The following is a 15,764-nucleotide window of genomic DNA, read 5'->3' as shown; positions in this document are numbered from 1 at the left end:
ACCTGAAAGCGATTTCTTCAATAACTTTTTGTTAAAAATTCAAAATATTGATAATATTTAATGTTCACAAAAAAAATAAACACTCCAAATTTGGAATGCTTATTTAAAACGATATATTTTACTGGGTCTCCCACGGTAAGATAAAGATTCCTCACCTATACATTCTAATAATTCGACTTCACATAAATCTGCTACAATACGTCTAGCATTCCGTTCTGTCATTTTAAGCTGTTCAGCTAGATTTTTTGTCGTAAAATCCTTCCATGCCATTCTTTTAATTAAGTTCTCGATTTTATGATATGTCTTTACACTAATATTTCCTAATTTAAGCTTTTGCAATAGCTCTTGGTCATTTGTACGGTATGCATATGTCATCTCTTCTTCACGACCAAGTGACTCAATAATTTCGCCATTCTCTTGTACAATTATTATTTTTCGTCCATGCATCTCTTTTGACTGCTGAATTGATTCAATTGCATTTTTCTCTGCAGAATAAACAGTCTCACCAAAACCAATACCTACAGAAATTTTAGAATCAGATTCTAACGATAACTGATCGAGCGTATTTTCTAGCATATGAATCTCTCGTTCAATTGCACCTCTAGAACTATAAATCAAATATTTACCATACCCCTTTTCAATCAGTGAGCCATTTAATTGTTCGCAAAGTGTTAAAAGTACATCTTTAATTCGAAGTTCGATATGCTGTAAATGATAAGGTGATTTTGATTTCTGTATAATGCTCTCAAAATTTTCAATTTCAATCAACACTACTCCAATTTGAGAGTCTTTAAAATAAAGAGCTTTCACTTTCTCTGTTAGGAGCCTTAATGTATGCTTAATATCAACACTACTAGTAGAGATCCATTCGACTGGAATATCGCGCTTTTTTAATTCCTGATAAATGAATGGAAAATTAGTCAATGCACCTTCTGTTTTATTGGAATCCTTTAACTCAATATGAAATTGTAATAATTCCTCTAAATTAATCTGTTCTTCTTCAAACTGTTTGATATAAAACTGATCAAATGACTCATTTAATTGCTCTAAAGCATCTTCTAATAAATTAGAATACGTTGGCATATCGATGCTTAATTGATTAATTAACCCACCAGTACTATACATGATATTTAACAAACTTTTATAAACCGAAGATTCTGTATGAGGAAGATATAATAATTTTTCTTTTGAATGTAGGATTTTTTTTGCAATATTGTATGGCAATTGCCCCGAAAAAAGCCAGACATCTACATCTCGGTCATGTTTTTTTACAATTTCTTTTGTTTCAACAGGTTCATCATATGAAAATGGAAAAAATTCCAATTCATGTTCATATTCTTTAGTAAAACTTAATATTCGCTCCAAAGACCACTTTGGGCCAACAAGACCAATACGATACATTATTACACCTACCAATTACTCTAATTTTATAGGGGATTAAGTTTTTATATAGCTAATTTATATATAGTTAATCTTAACAGTATCTCACTATAAATTACCATGATATTTAGAAATTGATTGGCAAAAAAAAAGATCTTTTGACTAAGATCTTTTTCATTTCCTTTTTAAAAGGTTTCTTTTAGAAGGTCTTTTTAATCATTTTTCTTTTACTTTAATTTTTCCGTACTTAAAACGAACTTAAAAAATCCTTCATTTCATTAATTAATTCTTCAGGTGACTCATACATGCTCATATGTCCGGCACTGTTTAAAGTAGCAGTTTTAATATTTTCTTTTTCGACCGAAAAAGTTTTTTCCGGCGGGATAATCTGATCGTCTTTACCTGCTAATAAAAGTACAGGTAAACTTGTATCGTTAAGTACATGATTTCGGTCGGGTCTATTTTTCATGCTGATTAAGGCATTTACCGTGCCATCGACTGAAGTTTTATAGCCTATTTGCTTTGCTAATTCTATTTCTGCACTATTAGTTTGTATATTTTTTGGAGAGAAAAGTTTAGGAATTAATCCGTCCACTACGTTTTTCACTCCTTCATTTTTCACTTTTTCACTAGTTGCTACTCTACCTTTTTTTGCTTCTTCACTATCCGGAAATGCAGTAGAGTGTATTAATGAAAATCCATTTAAATAGTTAGAATATCTTTCCGCAAACGCAAGTGTAATATAACCTCCTAATGAGTGGCCAAACAACGTTATTTGCATAATGTTTAGTTGATCTAGTAAATCTTTCAGCACATCTGCATAATCTTCAATTGAATGCTCTTCTTTTATAGCTGTAGAGTCTCCATGTCCTGGTAAATCAATTGCGATTACACGATAATCTTCAGATAGCTTCGGAACTACTTTTTCCCAATATTCATGACTTCCCATAAAACCATGAATTAAAACGATTGGCTTCCCTTTACCTTGTTCCTTATAAGAAATTGATAAATTTTCAAGTTCAACTTTACTATTAATGATCATTCAACTCCATTCGAGAATATTAATATCGGACTATTTTCATTTACTAAATAGAAAATACCTTTATTAAAAAAACTAACATAAAAGATTCTTATGAACAAAATTCTGCACTTATTTATTTTCTCCTCTCTTTTCTCTAAATAATCTTTAAATAGAAAAGGAGTGTCTCAAAAAATGAAAGACACCCCAATTTACTAGATGGACATTAAAATTTATCTACTTTTTGATTAATAAGTGAATCGTTACGTTGAATTTTCTGACCTTTATTTTTATTTATAAATAAGTAAGCCACAGATAATACAATTAACCACGGTATTCCGAATTGAAGCATAATTTTAAAGCCAGTAAACCAAGAAGTAATTGTTAGTCCCAACAATAAAATTGCTCCTAATATTGTGAAGTAAGGGAAACCGATCATTTTAACTGGTAATTTTCGCCCGCCTGATTGTTCCCATTTCCTTCTAAAAAATAAATGCGAAATAAAGATTGTCATCCAAGTAAACATCGCACCAAACATTGAGATTCCCATCATAAATGAATAAGAGGAATCTGGTAATATTGCATTTACGATTCCGGCTACTACAATACCAATGGTTGAAACTGCAAGAGCATTTGCCGGAACACCTTTTTTACTTACTTTTCCTAAAATATTTGGCGCATGATTCGTTTTTGAAAGTGAATAAACCATACGAGTTGAAGCATATAATTGGCTATTCATCGCTGACAAAGCTGCTGTTAAAATAATAAAGTTCATAAGTCCTGATGCAAAAGGAATATTTAAGATTTCCATCACCTTTACGAATGGACTTTCATCAACCCCCGCCGATTTCCAAGGAACGATGATCAGCATGATTGCAATCGTTAATACATAAAAAATTGATAAACGAAAAACTGTTGCTTTAAGGGCTTTTGGTACAGCAATATCAGGCTCTTTTGCTTCACCCGCTGTAACCGCTATCATTTCAGTTCCTAAAAAACTAAATAATGAAATAAAGACGGCTACCCACATGCCCCACCAGCCAAATGGCATAAATCCTCCATCATTTGTTAAATTCTCTACACCGATATTTGCATGGTGAGATGAACCAAACAAGACATACGATCCAAGTAGGATAAATCCAACAATTGCACTTACTTTAATCATTGAAAACCAATACTCAAATGTTGCAAATGTATTAACACTAGTAGCATTTATATAGATTAATACTGCTGCAAAAAAAGCGATCCAAACGATTCCTGGTACAGTTGGAAACCAATATTTCATATAGACTGCAATTGCACTTACCTCTACTCCAACAGCAAGAACTTGTGCCACCCAATATGAGTAACGAACGAGATATCCCGCCATAGGATGAATATATTTTTCGGCAATTGTTCCAAACGAACCGCTAGTTGGATGTGCAACGGTCATCTCTGCTAAGCAACCCATGAGCAGTAAAACGATAAATGCACCAACTGCATAACTGAGTAATACGCTTGGACCGGCAGTTTTTATTGCTAGTCCGCTTCCAAGGAATAACCCCGTCCCAATCGCACACCCCATTGCAATCATCGTTAGTTGACTAGTTTTCAACTCTCTTTTTAAGCCTTTTTCTTGCTCGTTTTCAATTTTATAATTAGTGGTGGATTCCTTCATGATCTCATCCCCTTGTCCCCTTAGATAGCCAACTAAACTTATGCCACAACTTCACGTTCGTTTTTAAATTTTTCATATTGCCTTTCAGTCATGATTTTCTTAAGTGTTTGTACAACTTCCCAAACTTCCACATAAGAAGTGTAAAGTGCAACTGGTGCAAGTCGAATAATATTTGGTGCCCTAAAATCAGGAATAATACCATTTTCTTTCAAAGACTTACAAATACGTGCTGCTTCTTCATGTTCTAGACTTACATGTCCTCCTCGTCGTGCATCTTCTCTAGGAGATCCAATGAAAAATCCCATTTCTGCTAATTCTTTTTCAATACAATCCATTAAAAATTGATTTATTCGAAGTGATTTTTCTCGAATCGCATCAATTCCAGCTTCTGTAAAAATCTCTAAAGATCCTATTAATGGTGCACAGCTTAATACATGTGGAGTACCAATTTGATACGCTCCAGCAGTTTCAGCAGGAGTTAGTGTGTGCTCCATATCAAATTGCTTATCTTTTCTTGAACTAAACCAGCCTGCAAGTCCTGGCATTGCGCCAAAATGTTTACGATTAACAAATAAGCCACCTACACCACCTGGTCCACCATTTAAGTGTTTATAATTACACCAATAGGCAAAATCAACATCCCACTCACTAAATGAATGAGGAATTGATCCAACAGAATGACATCCATCAAAACCGATTAAAATTCCGCGTTTATGAGCTTCTTCAGTTAAGCGCTTCATATCTAAAATTTGACCACTACGGTATAAAACTGTCGGTAAAATAATCAAAGCGATTTCTTCCGTCATTGCATTAATAATGTCGTCCTCTCCTAAATAGCGTCCATCTTTACTTTTTACGCAAATCAGGTCTTGATCAGGATCTAATTCATGAATACGAAGTTGACTTTGAAGAGCATAAATATCTGATGGAAATGTAAGCTCATCAGCTAATATCTTTTTTCTACTACCCTTTGGTTGAAAAAAAGTACCAACTAACTGATGCAAATTAACTGTCGTGGAACCGGTTACAATTACTTCCTCAGAAGAAGCACCTACTAATGGAGCTAATTTTTCTCCTAATTTTTCAGCCATAAAAAACCAAGGATGATTTCCATTTGTCCAACCATCTATTCCAAAATTCTTCCAATCATCTAATGATTCTAGTAAAGTACGTTCAGCTCTTTTAGAAAGTAGTCCTAATGAATTACCATCCATATAGATTGATTCAGGGTTTAAGTAAAACTCATCTCTAAACTTTCTAAGTGAATCGAGACTGTCCATTTTTATTGCATATTCTAATGTTGTTTCTGTAACTTTCGTATTCATAATGTTCCTCCTCTATCAATCTACAATTTAAATCTATTTGTGAAAAAATCATATCAAAATAACTGACATCATGTCAATGACATTATGTCATATTTTCTGATAATAACAAAAGTTTAGATATAAGGACCTTATTTTATGATAAACGTACATAGTTTTCTCGGATTTCTTCCATTTTTATGAATTTACCTATATGCTAGAAGTAGCATATGTTGGAGGATCGTAGTATGAGTAATGACAAAGTAGAATCTAAGCGTCAATTACGTTCATTAATGACAAGACAAAAACTACTAGAAGCTGCTAAAGAAGTATTTCTTGAAGAAGGATTTCAAAAAGCAACTATAACACAAATGATAAAAAAAGCTGATATTGGTTATGGAACAGCTTATGTTCACTTTAAAGGTAAAGAAGAGCTTTTGATTGTGTTAATGGAAAATGTAATGGAAAGGTTTTATGAAATTGCCGAAACTCACTTTTTTCCAGAAACGAAAGAAACCGCAGAATCTATAATTTATAAACAGGCTACTTCTTTTCTAAAAATGGCAGAAGATGAACGAAATATGATGCAAATTTTTGAACAAGCTATTGGAGTATCCGAAATCATCTCAGACAAATGGAAATCGATTCGTGAAAAGTTTATCGATCGCATATCGATTGATGTTAAATATGCACAAGAAACAGGGTTAGCTAGAAAAGAGTTAAACCACGAACTAGTCGCGCGAGCTTGGTTTTTTACTAATGAGATGTACTTATGGGAAATCGTTCGAAATGAACAGCATTATACAATTAAAGAAGTTGCAAAAACGATCACATCACTATATACAACTGGTCTTTATTAAGAACCAGAAGAAAGAGCTCATACTTTTACTTCTAAAGTTTGAGCTCTTTCTACTTATTATTTGGATTTAGCGCTACAATACATTTCTCTTAATATAAACTTCTGAACTTTCCCAGATGCATTTCGAGGAAGCTGCTCAATAAATTCCACAACTCTAGGAATCTTATAACCTGCTATTCTTTCTCGGCAAAAAGCTTGTATCTCCTCAATCGATAAATGATGATTTGGTTTTAATACGACAATTGCTGTTACGACCTCTCCCCATTTAGTATCAGGCGTACCAATCACTGCCGCTTCCAAAATAGAATGATGCTCATATAAAACATTTTCAATTTCAACTGAATAAATATTTTCTCCGCCAGAAATTAGCATATCCTTACTACGGTCAACTAACGTGATATACCCCTCCTCATCTACTACAGCTAAATCTCCTGTATATAACCAACCATCTTTTATCGTATTTGCTGTTTCTTTCGGTTTTTTATAATATTCCTTCATGATTGTTTCACCTTTTAAAATTAATTCACCAACTTCACCAGGTAAAACATCTTCATCTTGTTTATTGACTACTTTAATAATTGTATAAAGTAAAGGTGTTTTCCCTGTTTTTCCTAAATGGTGCTCATGATCATCTGGAGAAAGATAAACCCCAGTAGGTCCTCCTTCTGTTAATCCACATAAACTGAAAAATTGATTTGTATTAAATAATTTCATACTTCTCATTAAGATCTCAGGTGGCATAGGAGCTGCACCGTATGCACATCTTTTTATTGAAGAAAGATCATATTGGTCAGCATTTGGAACTTGCTGTAAATAGTTATACATTGTAGGGACACCAAAAAATAAAGTAATTTTATATTTTTCAATATCCTTTAAAACATTTAACGGGTTAAATTCTCGATGAATTATATTTGTCATACCTAAATATAAACCTGGTAATAGAAAGATTACGAGCTGAGCACAATGGAATAGTGGAGCAACATGTAAAAGCCGATCCTGACAGCTTTGCCCCATTACCGCACTCAATCCATTTATGAGCTTTTCAATTCGTTTATAGTCGAAAAGCGCTCCTTTTGGTTGTCCAGTCGTACCTGAAGTATATAGCAAATGAAAATCATCATCTCCGGAAATCTCTACTTTAGGATCTTCGTCAATTGATGTCAACACATCAAAGAAGCTTAAACAATCCGGCGATGAAGTTATAGGAGCAGTAATGATATTTCTTACTTTCGATGAGGTTTTTGAAGCATCTAAAACGACTTTTTCTAGTTCTGAATCACAAACAAAAAAAACACTATCCGACTGTTCCAAAATATATTCAACTTCTCGAGAAACAAGCCGGAAGTTAATTGGAACGACAACAGCTCCTACCTTTACAGCAGCACAATAACTAATCACAAACAAGTCAGAGTTTGCCATCATTAGAGCTAGTTTTTCACCTTTTTTTAAACCTAGTTTCTGTAATCCCCAAGCAAAACGATTAACCATTTTATTGAATTCCATGTATGTGTATGTACGGTCTTGATAGACTAATGCTAATTTATCTGGGTGCCTTTTTGCGTTTAGCGATAATACATTTCCAAAACTCATTTGCTTACCCCCGTATTAAATAATTTAGATTTAATCAGTTGACCTAATAACTCCTTTTTCAATAAATCGATTAATTGTTTGATCATCGTATCCTAAATTTAATAAAACCTCTTTTGTATTCGTCCCAGGTTTTAGTCCAACATGTTGATAAGCTGGTTTAAAAATTGAAGATTTTATAGGTGAACCAACTTGCAATTGTTTTGAACCATCATTTCTTTGAACGTTTACTAATAGCCCCCTTTCTTTTACTTGAGGTTGCTTACATGCTTCTTCGAAAGTTAAAACTGGCTCAACACAAGCATCATATTTACTAAAAATATCTTTCAACTCATTAAAAGTTTTCTTACTAAATGCACGTTTTACTTCGTTTTTAAATAAATTCAACTCCTCTTTAACCTCACTAAAAGAATAAGGAAGAAATTGGATGATTCCTAATGCGTCACATAATTGTTTACGAAATAAAGGCTCGAGACTGCCAACAGAAAAAAATCGTCCATCTGAAGTCTCGTAATAGTCATAAAAAACGCCTCCATTTAAAAGATGTTCCTCTGGCTTTGGATTAATTTTTTGAGTTAACCAACCAGATCCCATTAAGGATTGCAACGCAAAAGTACAATCTGTCATACTTATATCAATCCACTGTCCTTCTCTTGTATACTCACGATGAATGACAGCTGATAATATTCCAATAATTCCGTGTAGCGATCCCCCTACTTGATCTGCTACTTGGATCCCCATCGGAACTGGACGCTCATTTTTTCTTGTTGAATAACTCAACACTCCAGTTAATGATAGATAATTGTTATCATGTCCTGCACGATTTCGATACGGGCCTGTTTGACCATAACCAGTAATTGAACAATAAATTATTTTCGAATTAATTTTCTTTAATTGTTCATATCCTAAGCCCAGCTTTTCCATGACTCCGGGTCGAAATTGTTCAATGACAATATCGTACTTCTTCACTAGCTTATAGATAATTTCAATAGCTTCTTCGCTTTTTAAATCAAGGGTAATAGATTTTTTAGAACGATTAATCGTTTGATGTGCGGCAGATTGATCTCCATCAAATGGAGGTGAAGTTTGTAGTAAGTCGGGATGATATGGAGATTCGATTCGTAATATTTCTGCACCTAAATCCGCTAGTATCATAGTTGCATAGGGACCCGGCAAAAGACGTGTAAAATCCAGAATTTTCAATTTATTCAACATGTACTAAACCTACTATTCAATATAATTTCCTCACTCCATCTCTATAATTTGTCATTGTACATTAATAATTCTAGATTACTTGGTATCTCTCCTTTTTTAGGTTAATTTCTTTTAATAAGTTTTATCCATTTGAACTTTTATTTTACTAAAAAAAGCCATTCTCTAAAGGATGGCTTTAACAGTAAGAAAAATATATACTTATTGCGTTACTAAATTTCCGCCGTTTTGAACAACTACATGAACGTTAAAATCTAACGTTAAATTTGGATAGTATTTCGTACGCAACTCATTTAACTCATTTCTAGAAAGTTTATTTCTAAAAAACTGCCCTACTCCTAAAATATCTGATTCATCTTTCTGTAATTTAGTAAACATTTTATTAAATCGTTTTGTTAAAATTTTCTCCATATCTTTTCTAATTGAATCGGTAGATACATTGTCTTTAATTTCAAGAATACTCACTTTAAGATTAATCTTACTCTTTAAATAAGGTTTATTTTTTTTAAACATACTATCGTGTTTCATTGTATTTGTTAAAATTAGGACACTTCCATCGTCAGTTATTTCGACTTTTCCAGTCGTGCTTTCATCATTGAATGCATTAAATAATAGTGTCTCATCTGGAGAAATCCGATCAATCATCTTTCCATTTTTCATAACTGCTGAACCATTTAGTTCAATTAATGTTGTTTTTCCAACCTTTAAAATAGGAATCGCAACGTCTTGAGTAGTCGTATGGAAACTTCGATATGTCTCCCATACACTAGTTAATGCAATTTGAGGGGTCCATCCAGCAGTCTTTTCGAAATACTCCTAAAGAGCTGTTCCTCCTGGTTCAGATGATTCCTTCATCTTTGAAAAAAATGTATCCATATCATCTTCACATATAGCTACCAAAGTCTTTATAGATACATCTCTTGACCTTACAAAGCCTGAAATAATGTCGTTCACACCATTTTTGGCTAGTACTTCATCAATTACAATGACCTTTAGATGTAACAAAATTTGCTTATGGCCAACCAAGGAGAAAATCCTAGCATTTTTGATAAGTCTTGCATATTGTTGATTTCATCATTAAAGTTCTTCTTAATCTGTTTTTCGATTTTATTAAAAAGTTCCATACTTGAATTATTTTCGAAATATATGACTGACAGATTCCTTTTTCTTTCGCTTCCTAAAGAATAAGATTTAATATGTAATTTTTCTGAATTAACTTGTTTACGTACTAACCCGATATTAGAATTTATATCTTCTGTAAAGGAATTTAATGGCCCTTGAATGACATTTTCATTTGTTGGTTGAGTTATTGCACGATTGAGAGTTTGTGAAACCAATTCTACTATTACATATTTGTTTTTTTCTGAATGTAAAACTATGAGTAATTTCCCATCTACAATTGCTGAAATCGCTTCATTCAAATTATTCTCTTTTACCGACCCAATCCAATGCATTAATTGATCGAAAGTCTTATCAGTTAGGAAAATAGATTCTATTTTATTTTGAATTGTCTTTAATGTTTGAGGTAAATCAACTAGACTCTTAAACCCTAATAAAACAACTGGTGCATTAATAAAATGCTCTTTCATCATAAAAAAATCATCATCATTACTAAAATGGTCTTTAATATCCTGCAATATTGATTCCATACATGAGTTACCTCCTACAAAAGACACATATTTATAAATTTTCCTATTTGATTATTTTTATTCTTTGCAACATTATCTGTAAAGAAACAAGTTTAATTGAAAAATACAAACTGCTTATTAAATAGTATTAGACTAAAATTTGCAACATGTATTGGACAAAATTACACTATTTGAATATTTATAAAAGTTTTATAATAAATATACATGATTAAATATTCTTAAATCTTTATATAATTCGCACTAATAAATTTCGTTCTACTGAAGGAGATACAATATGTACCACGCACAAGAAAGGTTTGACAATCGATTTCACGATATGATCTACACAAACACATATCCGAACGATATTTTGGATATGAAACCTCCAAAAAAACGATGATGAACAAGAATACAGGAATTAGATTAATCATTCGAACAGAATGCGATTACTAATAACTGATTTCATATTGAAGGTAAAAGAATGCACCGACCAGTAAATGGTCGGTGCATTTTTCCATTCGATTGCACAAACATATGACATTTGTACAGTTCAAGTGGAGCCGTTTGTTTTAAAACGCGCTACTAGAATAACTACTGCATTTCATTTGATTAATAGTCACTCACTGCTGAAAAAAACCACTAAAATGTTGTTTTTTAATCACGCATTGCCCCTGCCTCACGTGAAGTCATTGCTCCCTGTCCTTGGCTTACATCACTTTGAATTTGTTGTTTTACTTTTTGTGGATTCGTTCCTGATTTCATATTAGTTCCCATATTACCTTTACCTTGTGTATTCTGTGGCATAAAATCCCTCCTAAGATTATTGCTTAACATTTATATTATTTACAATTAAAATCGTTATATCCTGAGAATCTGTGCTAAACAATCGTTCCTTTATTTAACAGGAATTAACAAATCAAAATAAATAGTTTGACTATTCAGATTTAACAATCTATAATCATATTAAACTAACTACCGGTAGTTAATAACCGGAATGATAAATTAGGAGATGATTTTTGTGAAATATCCACTTTCACCTGATGTAAAACCTGAGTTTTGTACAACTGGAACATTTATGAGACTACCTTCAACAAGAGAAAATGCGAAATTAGCAATCGTTGGCATGCCTTTTGATACTGCAGCCTCATTTCGTGTTGGTGCACGATTTGCTCCTCAAGCAATCCGACAAGCTTCTATGACTTTATTCCCATATCATCCAATTCATAAGGTATATCCATTCGACGACAGCAATGCCATTGATATTGGAGATGTATCAGTTATTCCTCATAATATTCATCGAAGCTATAAACTAATGGAAGACGCAATGTTTGAATTAATGGATCTTAATATTATCCCAATTGGTTTAGGTGGTGACCATTCGATTACTTTAGCAAACCTACGAGCTGCAGCTAAAAAACATGGCCCGGTTGCGATGATTCACTTTGATTCGCATACTGACACTTGGGATACATATTACGATGAAAAATATTGGCATGGTTCACCTTTTATCCGAGCTTACGAAGAAGGTCTACTAATTCCAAACAAAGTTTTCCAATTAGGAATTCGAGGCACATTGAATCATCCAGGAGACATAGATGCTAGCCATGAACTTGGTTACAATGTTGTTACTACACCGGAAATGTATGAACGTGGTTTTGAAGCTATCTTAAAAGAAATGAAAGAAGTTATTGGAGATACACCGTGTTTCTTAACTTTTGATATTGATTTTGTCGATCCATCTTGTGCTCCAGGAACTGGGACACTTGAAGTCGGTGGATTCAATAGTATGGAGACTTTAAAAATGATTCGATCATTAACAGACTTCAATTTTATTGGCTTTGATATCGTTGAAGTACTACCATCTTATGATCCAACTCAAATTACATCACTATTAGCTGCAACACTTGTACATGAATTTGCTAGTTTAGCTACATTACAAATTAATAAAGAAAACTCAAAGTAATTTAGAAAGCTCTGTTTCTTTTAGACAGAGCTTTTTTTCGGAATAATGAAATGAACCCCTTATGAGTAACTACATTTCACTTTTTTGTTTTTTACTTACTCATGAACCCGATTACACCATGTTTTATTCAACATGAACAATGCTCTGTGTCCTTCCAAACAAAGCTTTTTTGCAATAAATGCAAACAAAATTTAGACTTCACAAAGATTCCAGTTTATAATCTAGCTAACAAGAGTTAGTTTCGGAGGATGAAAATGACAAAGGATAAGATTATTGCAGCAGCACTTGCCCTGTTTTCTAAAAATGGCTATGAAGGTACAAGTTTAACTGAAATTGCAAAAGCAGTTGGGATTCAAAAACCATCTATTTATAATCATTTTAAAAGTAAAGAAGAAATCTTTCTTACAATTTATGAAAACATTCTATGGCTTCATGTGAAAAAAGTAGACGAGCTGATGGGAGAAATTCGTGAATTATCAGCAAAGGAACAACTTTACCAAATTCTAAATGTAACATTTGAATATTATATTGAGTTCGAGGAGCAATCTACTTTCTTGAACCGCGCTGTCTTTTTTTCTCCCGAATCATTAAAGGAACAATTGCATACACAGTTCATGGAATCTGAGGAAGCAATGTCGACTATTTTAAGATCAGTAATTGATAAAGGGATTAAAAACGGTGAAATTCGAACAGGTAATGTAGAAGACTTTGTAATGTCTTATTATTGCTTAATTGATGGCATCTTTATTGAACTATCTTATTATGGAGCTAAAAAGATGAAGCCATGGATTTCAAATATTTGGAGGAATTTTTGGTACGGTTTTAAAAATGAATAAAAAAAGGCGTTCGATTACTCGAATGCCTTTTTTCACTTTTTTTACTGATTTGAAGTCAAATCAGATTTGAATTGTTGAACAATCTCTGGTGATGCTGGTGCAGCAGGTTTATAATAACCTTTTTGAAGCGCATAATTGTACAATGTACGTTGACGAGCTTCGTCTTGATTGCGTAATTGAATTAATGTTTGTCTTAAGTCAGAGTTGGCTGACTCATTAATAAAACCTGCATAAGCCGTTAAACTAGCGTTTAGTCCTTCTAAATAATCATTAGCCATATCTTTATCTTGAAACATAATAAAATCTCCTTATCCTAAAAAATTTAAAAGCTTTTGCTTAGATTCTAATGCTGATTGGGCATCTCTTTGTAATAGTGCTTTAAATTCTGGATCAGAACATTGCTGAGCATAAGCCTCTAATTTGTTTGCGATTGTACTATGCCCTCCGATTATATGACGAAGGTTTTCTAATTCAAGTTCTGTTAATGAATTGTTCATATTCATAATCTCCTTTCGAACATAAAATTACATTATTAATTTTCCTAAATACTGAAAAAAAATACGTAAAAAAGCTCAATCTATGCAAATAATAGATTGAGCTTTAAACTGCTTGTCAAATTTAATTATAAATCACTGCTGAAGTCAGCATCTTCTAATTTAACCTTTTTCGTTTTCATCACTACTTTATAGCCAAGGTATCCAAGAATAAATAATGGTAGTCCAATATAAGAAACTGCAATACCATACCAGTCAATTTTTGGTCCGATAAATGCATTATAATTCGTTCCAAGCATTGCAACTAAACATAAAACTGTTGCTAAAATTGGACCTAGTGGGAACCATTTTGCTAAATAAGGTAGATCCTTTAACTTTCTTCCTTGGGCAATATACGCTTTACGGAAGCGGTAATGCGTGATTGAAATACCTAACCAAGAAATATAACCAGCTAAACCAGCTGCATTTAATAACCAAGAGTATACTGTACCATCACCAAATAATGAAGTTAAAAAGCAAAGTGCACCAATTAGAGTCGTCACAATTAATGCACTAACTGGAACTCCACCTTTGTTTACTTTTCTTAAGAACTTTGGTGCTTTTCCTTCTTCAGCTAATACCCATAGTACACGAGAACCAACGTATAAACTTGAATTACCCGCTGATAAAACTGAAGTTAGTATAACTGTATTCATTGCAGCAGCCGCAAAAGCAAGTCCTGCATGTTTAAAAACTAAAGTAAATGGACTGATCGCAATACTATCAACGTCTCCACCTAATAAATTTGGATCTGTATAGCTAATTAAACAGCCGATAACGAAAATCGCTAATACGTAGAATAATAAAATACGCCAAAAGATTTGCTTGATTGCTTTTGGAATATTCTTTTCAGGATTTTCACTTTCCCCTGCAGTTACTCCAACCATTTCAGTTCCTTGGAAAGCAAAACCTACAATCATAAATACACTAAAGATCGATAAGAAACCACCTTTAAATGGTGCTTCTCCTTTTGTGAAATTGTCAAATCCACCAGTGTGACCATTCATAATACCGAAAATCATTAATAATCCAACTACAATGAAAATGATAATTGTAACTACTTTAATAGTTGAAAACCAAAACTCAGATTCTCCATATCCTTTTACAGATAATACATTTAGTCCAAATATTAATACAAGGAATATAACACTCCATACAATCCCCGGAGTATGTGGGAACCAATATTTCATTATTAAAGCGGAAGCAGATAATTCTAACGCAAGGATAATCGCATTGTTATACCAATAATTCCAACCAACAGCGAAACCAAGGGCTGGATCGACAAATCTTGAAGTATATGTGCTAAATGAACCCGAAATCGGAATTAATGTTGCCATTTCTGCTAAGCTAGTCATTAAGAAATAAACCATAATACCAGCAATTAAATATGCAACAAGAGCTCCACCTGGCCCTGCATCATGTATTGTTGCTCCACTCGCTAAAAATAGACCAGTACCAATCGTACCACCCATAGCGATCATTGTTAAATGTCTCGTTTTTAGTTTTCTTTCTAAATGCTCTTTTTTAGGCGCGTTACTTTGAATAGTGAAATCACTTTTACGATTTGTATTTTGCATGAATACACCTCTTTACTTTAAATTGAAATTCCCCTAAATACGAAAAAGGCAGATCAAATCTTTAAATAGCTCACATTCCAATCTATCCATTGGCATTGTCATTTCGGTCAAAATTACAAATCACAGACTAAGTTACCTATTTTAATACTAAGCCTGGAAACTGAGCGATGTAAAGATGAAAATCCTCCCTTCTGAATTTAACAAAGGAACAAA

At 33.0% G+C, this 15,764-nt stretch carries 16 protein-coding genes; 3 read left to right on the top strand and 13 right to left on the bottom strand.

Going from position 1 to position 15,764, the window contains the following annotated elements:
- Nucleotides 1-99: 99 nt before the first annotated feature.
- From ACFVR2_RS09535 to kynU, 4 genes are all read right to left on the bottom strand, one after another.
- The gene (locus ACFVR2_RS09535; RefSeq protein WP_387361113.1) at nt 100-1,401 is read right to left on the bottom strand and encodes a hypothetical protein; all 1,302 of its coding nucleotides are present in this window, start codon (nt 1,399-1,401) and stop codon (nt 100-102) included.
- 226 nt (nt 1,402-1,627) lie between these two features.
- Entirely contained in the window at nt 1,628-2,422 is a 795-nt protein-coding gene (locus ACFVR2_RS09530; RefSeq protein ID WP_387361111.1) for an alpha/beta fold hydrolase, read from the bottom strand.
- Nucleotides 2,423-2,624: 202 nt separating this feature from the next.
- The gene (locus ACFVR2_RS09525) at nt 2,625-4,055 is read right to left on the bottom strand and encodes an amino acid permease (RefSeq protein ID WP_387361109.1); all 1,431 of its coding nucleotides are present in this window, start codon (nt 4,053-4,055) and stop codon (nt 2,625-2,627) included.
- 38 nt (nt 4,056-4,093) lie between these two features.
- A complete protein-coding gene (kynU, locus tag ACFVR2_RS09520; RefSeq protein ID WP_387361107.1) occupies nt 4,094-5,380 on the bottom strand; it encodes a kynureninase in 1,287 nt (428 codons plus the stop codon).
- Nucleotides 5,381-5,604: 224 nt separating this feature from the next.
- Between kynU and ACFVR2_RS09515 the strand changes: the two genes are divergently transcribed.
- Complete coding sequence (locus ACFVR2_RS09515) at nt 5,605-6,216, top strand: TetR/AcrR family transcriptional regulator (protein ID WP_387361105.1); 612 nt, start codon at nt 5,605-5,607, stop codon at nt 6,214-6,216.
- A 56-nt stretch (nt 6,217-6,272) separates the two neighbouring features.
- Here the strand turns inward: ACFVR2_RS09515 and ACFVR2_RS09510 are convergent, their stop codons facing one another.
- From ACFVR2_RS09510 to ACFVR2_RS09485, 6 genes are all read right to left on the bottom strand, one after another.
- Nucleotides 6,273-7,805 carry a long-chain-fatty-acid--CoA ligase gene (locus ACFVR2_RS09510; RefSeq protein WP_387361103.1) on the bottom strand — a complete coding sequence of 511 codons (1,533 nt, stop codon included), beginning with the start codon at nt 7,803-7,805 and terminating at the stop codon, nt 6,273-6,275.
- 30 nt (nt 7,806-7,835) lie between these two features.
- Entirely contained in the window at nt 7,836-9,017 is a 1,182-nt protein-coding gene (locus ACFVR2_RS09505; protein ID WP_387361101.1) for a CaiB/BaiF CoA transferase family protein, read from the bottom strand.
- A gap of 198 nt (nt 9,018-9,215) precedes the next feature.
- Nucleotides 9,216-9,698: a Ger(x)C family spore germination C-terminal domain-containing protein gene (locus ACFVR2_RS09500; RefSeq protein WP_387361740.1), complete on the bottom strand. Its 483-nt coding sequence runs from the start codon at nt 9,696-9,698 to the stop codon at nt 9,216-9,218.
- Nucleotides 9,699-9,830: 132 nt separating this feature from the next.
- Nucleotides 9,831-10,019 carry a Ger(x)C family spore germination protein gene (locus ACFVR2_RS09495; RefSeq protein WP_387361099.1) on the bottom strand — a complete coding sequence of 63 codons (189 nt, stop codon included), beginning with the start codon at nt 10,017-10,019 and terminating at the stop codon, nt 9,831-9,833.
- Nucleotides 10,007-10,663: a spore germination protein gene (locus tag ACFVR2_RS09490; RefSeq protein ID WP_387361097.1), complete on the bottom strand. Its 657-nt coding sequence runs from the start codon at nt 10,661-10,663 to the stop codon at nt 10,007-10,009. The genes ACFVR2_RS09495 and ACFVR2_RS09490 overlap by 13 nt, the downstream gene beginning before the upstream one ends.
- Before the next feature lie 633 nt (nt 10,664-11,296).
- Nucleotides 11,297-11,446: a hypothetical protein gene (locus ACFVR2_RS09485; RefSeq protein ID WP_335414239.1), complete on the bottom strand. Its 150-nt coding sequence runs from the start codon at nt 11,444-11,446 to the stop codon at nt 11,297-11,299.
- Between the two features lie 214 nt (nt 11,447-11,660).
- Here ACFVR2_RS09485 and speB point away from each other — a divergent pair, with 214 nt between their 5' ends.
- Both speB and ACFVR2_RS09475 read left to right on the top strand, forming a co-directional pair.
- A complete protein-coding gene (speB, locus tag ACFVR2_RS09480) occupies nt 11,661-12,605 on the top strand; it encodes an agmatinase (RefSeq protein WP_387361095.1) in 945 nt (314 codons plus the stop codon).
- A 254-nt stretch (nt 12,606-12,859) separates the two neighbouring features.
- Nucleotides 12,860-13,441 (top strand): TetR/AcrR family transcriptional regulator, encoded by a 582-nt coding sequence (locus ACFVR2_RS09475; protein ID WP_387361093.1) that lies wholly within the window; start codon nt 12,860-12,862, stop codon nt 13,439-13,441.
- A gap of 41 nt (nt 13,442-13,482) precedes the next feature.
- Here ACFVR2_RS09475 and ACFVR2_RS09470 read toward each other — a convergent pair whose 3' ends face one another.
- From ACFVR2_RS09470 to ACFVR2_RS09460, 3 genes are all read right to left on the bottom strand, one after another.
- Nucleotides 13,483-13,737: a spore coat protein gene (locus ACFVR2_RS09470; protein ID WP_387361091.1), complete on the bottom strand. Its 255-nt coding sequence runs from the start codon at nt 13,735-13,737 to the stop codon at nt 13,483-13,485.
- 12 nt (nt 13,738-13,749) lie between these two features.
- The gene (locus tag ACFVR2_RS09465) at nt 13,750-13,938 is read right to left on the bottom strand and encodes a hypothetical protein (protein ID WP_387361089.1); all 189 of its coding nucleotides are present in this window, start codon (nt 13,936-13,938) and stop codon (nt 13,750-13,752) included.
- Between the two features lie 125 nt (nt 13,939-14,063).
- Entirely contained in the window at nt 14,064-15,551 is a 1,488-nt protein-coding gene (locus ACFVR2_RS09460; protein WP_387361087.1) for an amino acid permease, read from the bottom strand.
- Nucleotides 15,552-15,764 lie beyond the last annotated feature (213 nt).

The sequence above is a fragment of the Gottfriedia sp. NPDC057991 genome (genome assembly GCF_042886615.1).
Classification (GTDB): domain Bacteria; phylum Bacillota; class Bacilli; order Bacillales; family Bacillaceae_G; genus Gottfriedia.
This window is presented reverse-complemented; position numbering and strand designations above follow the sequence as displayed.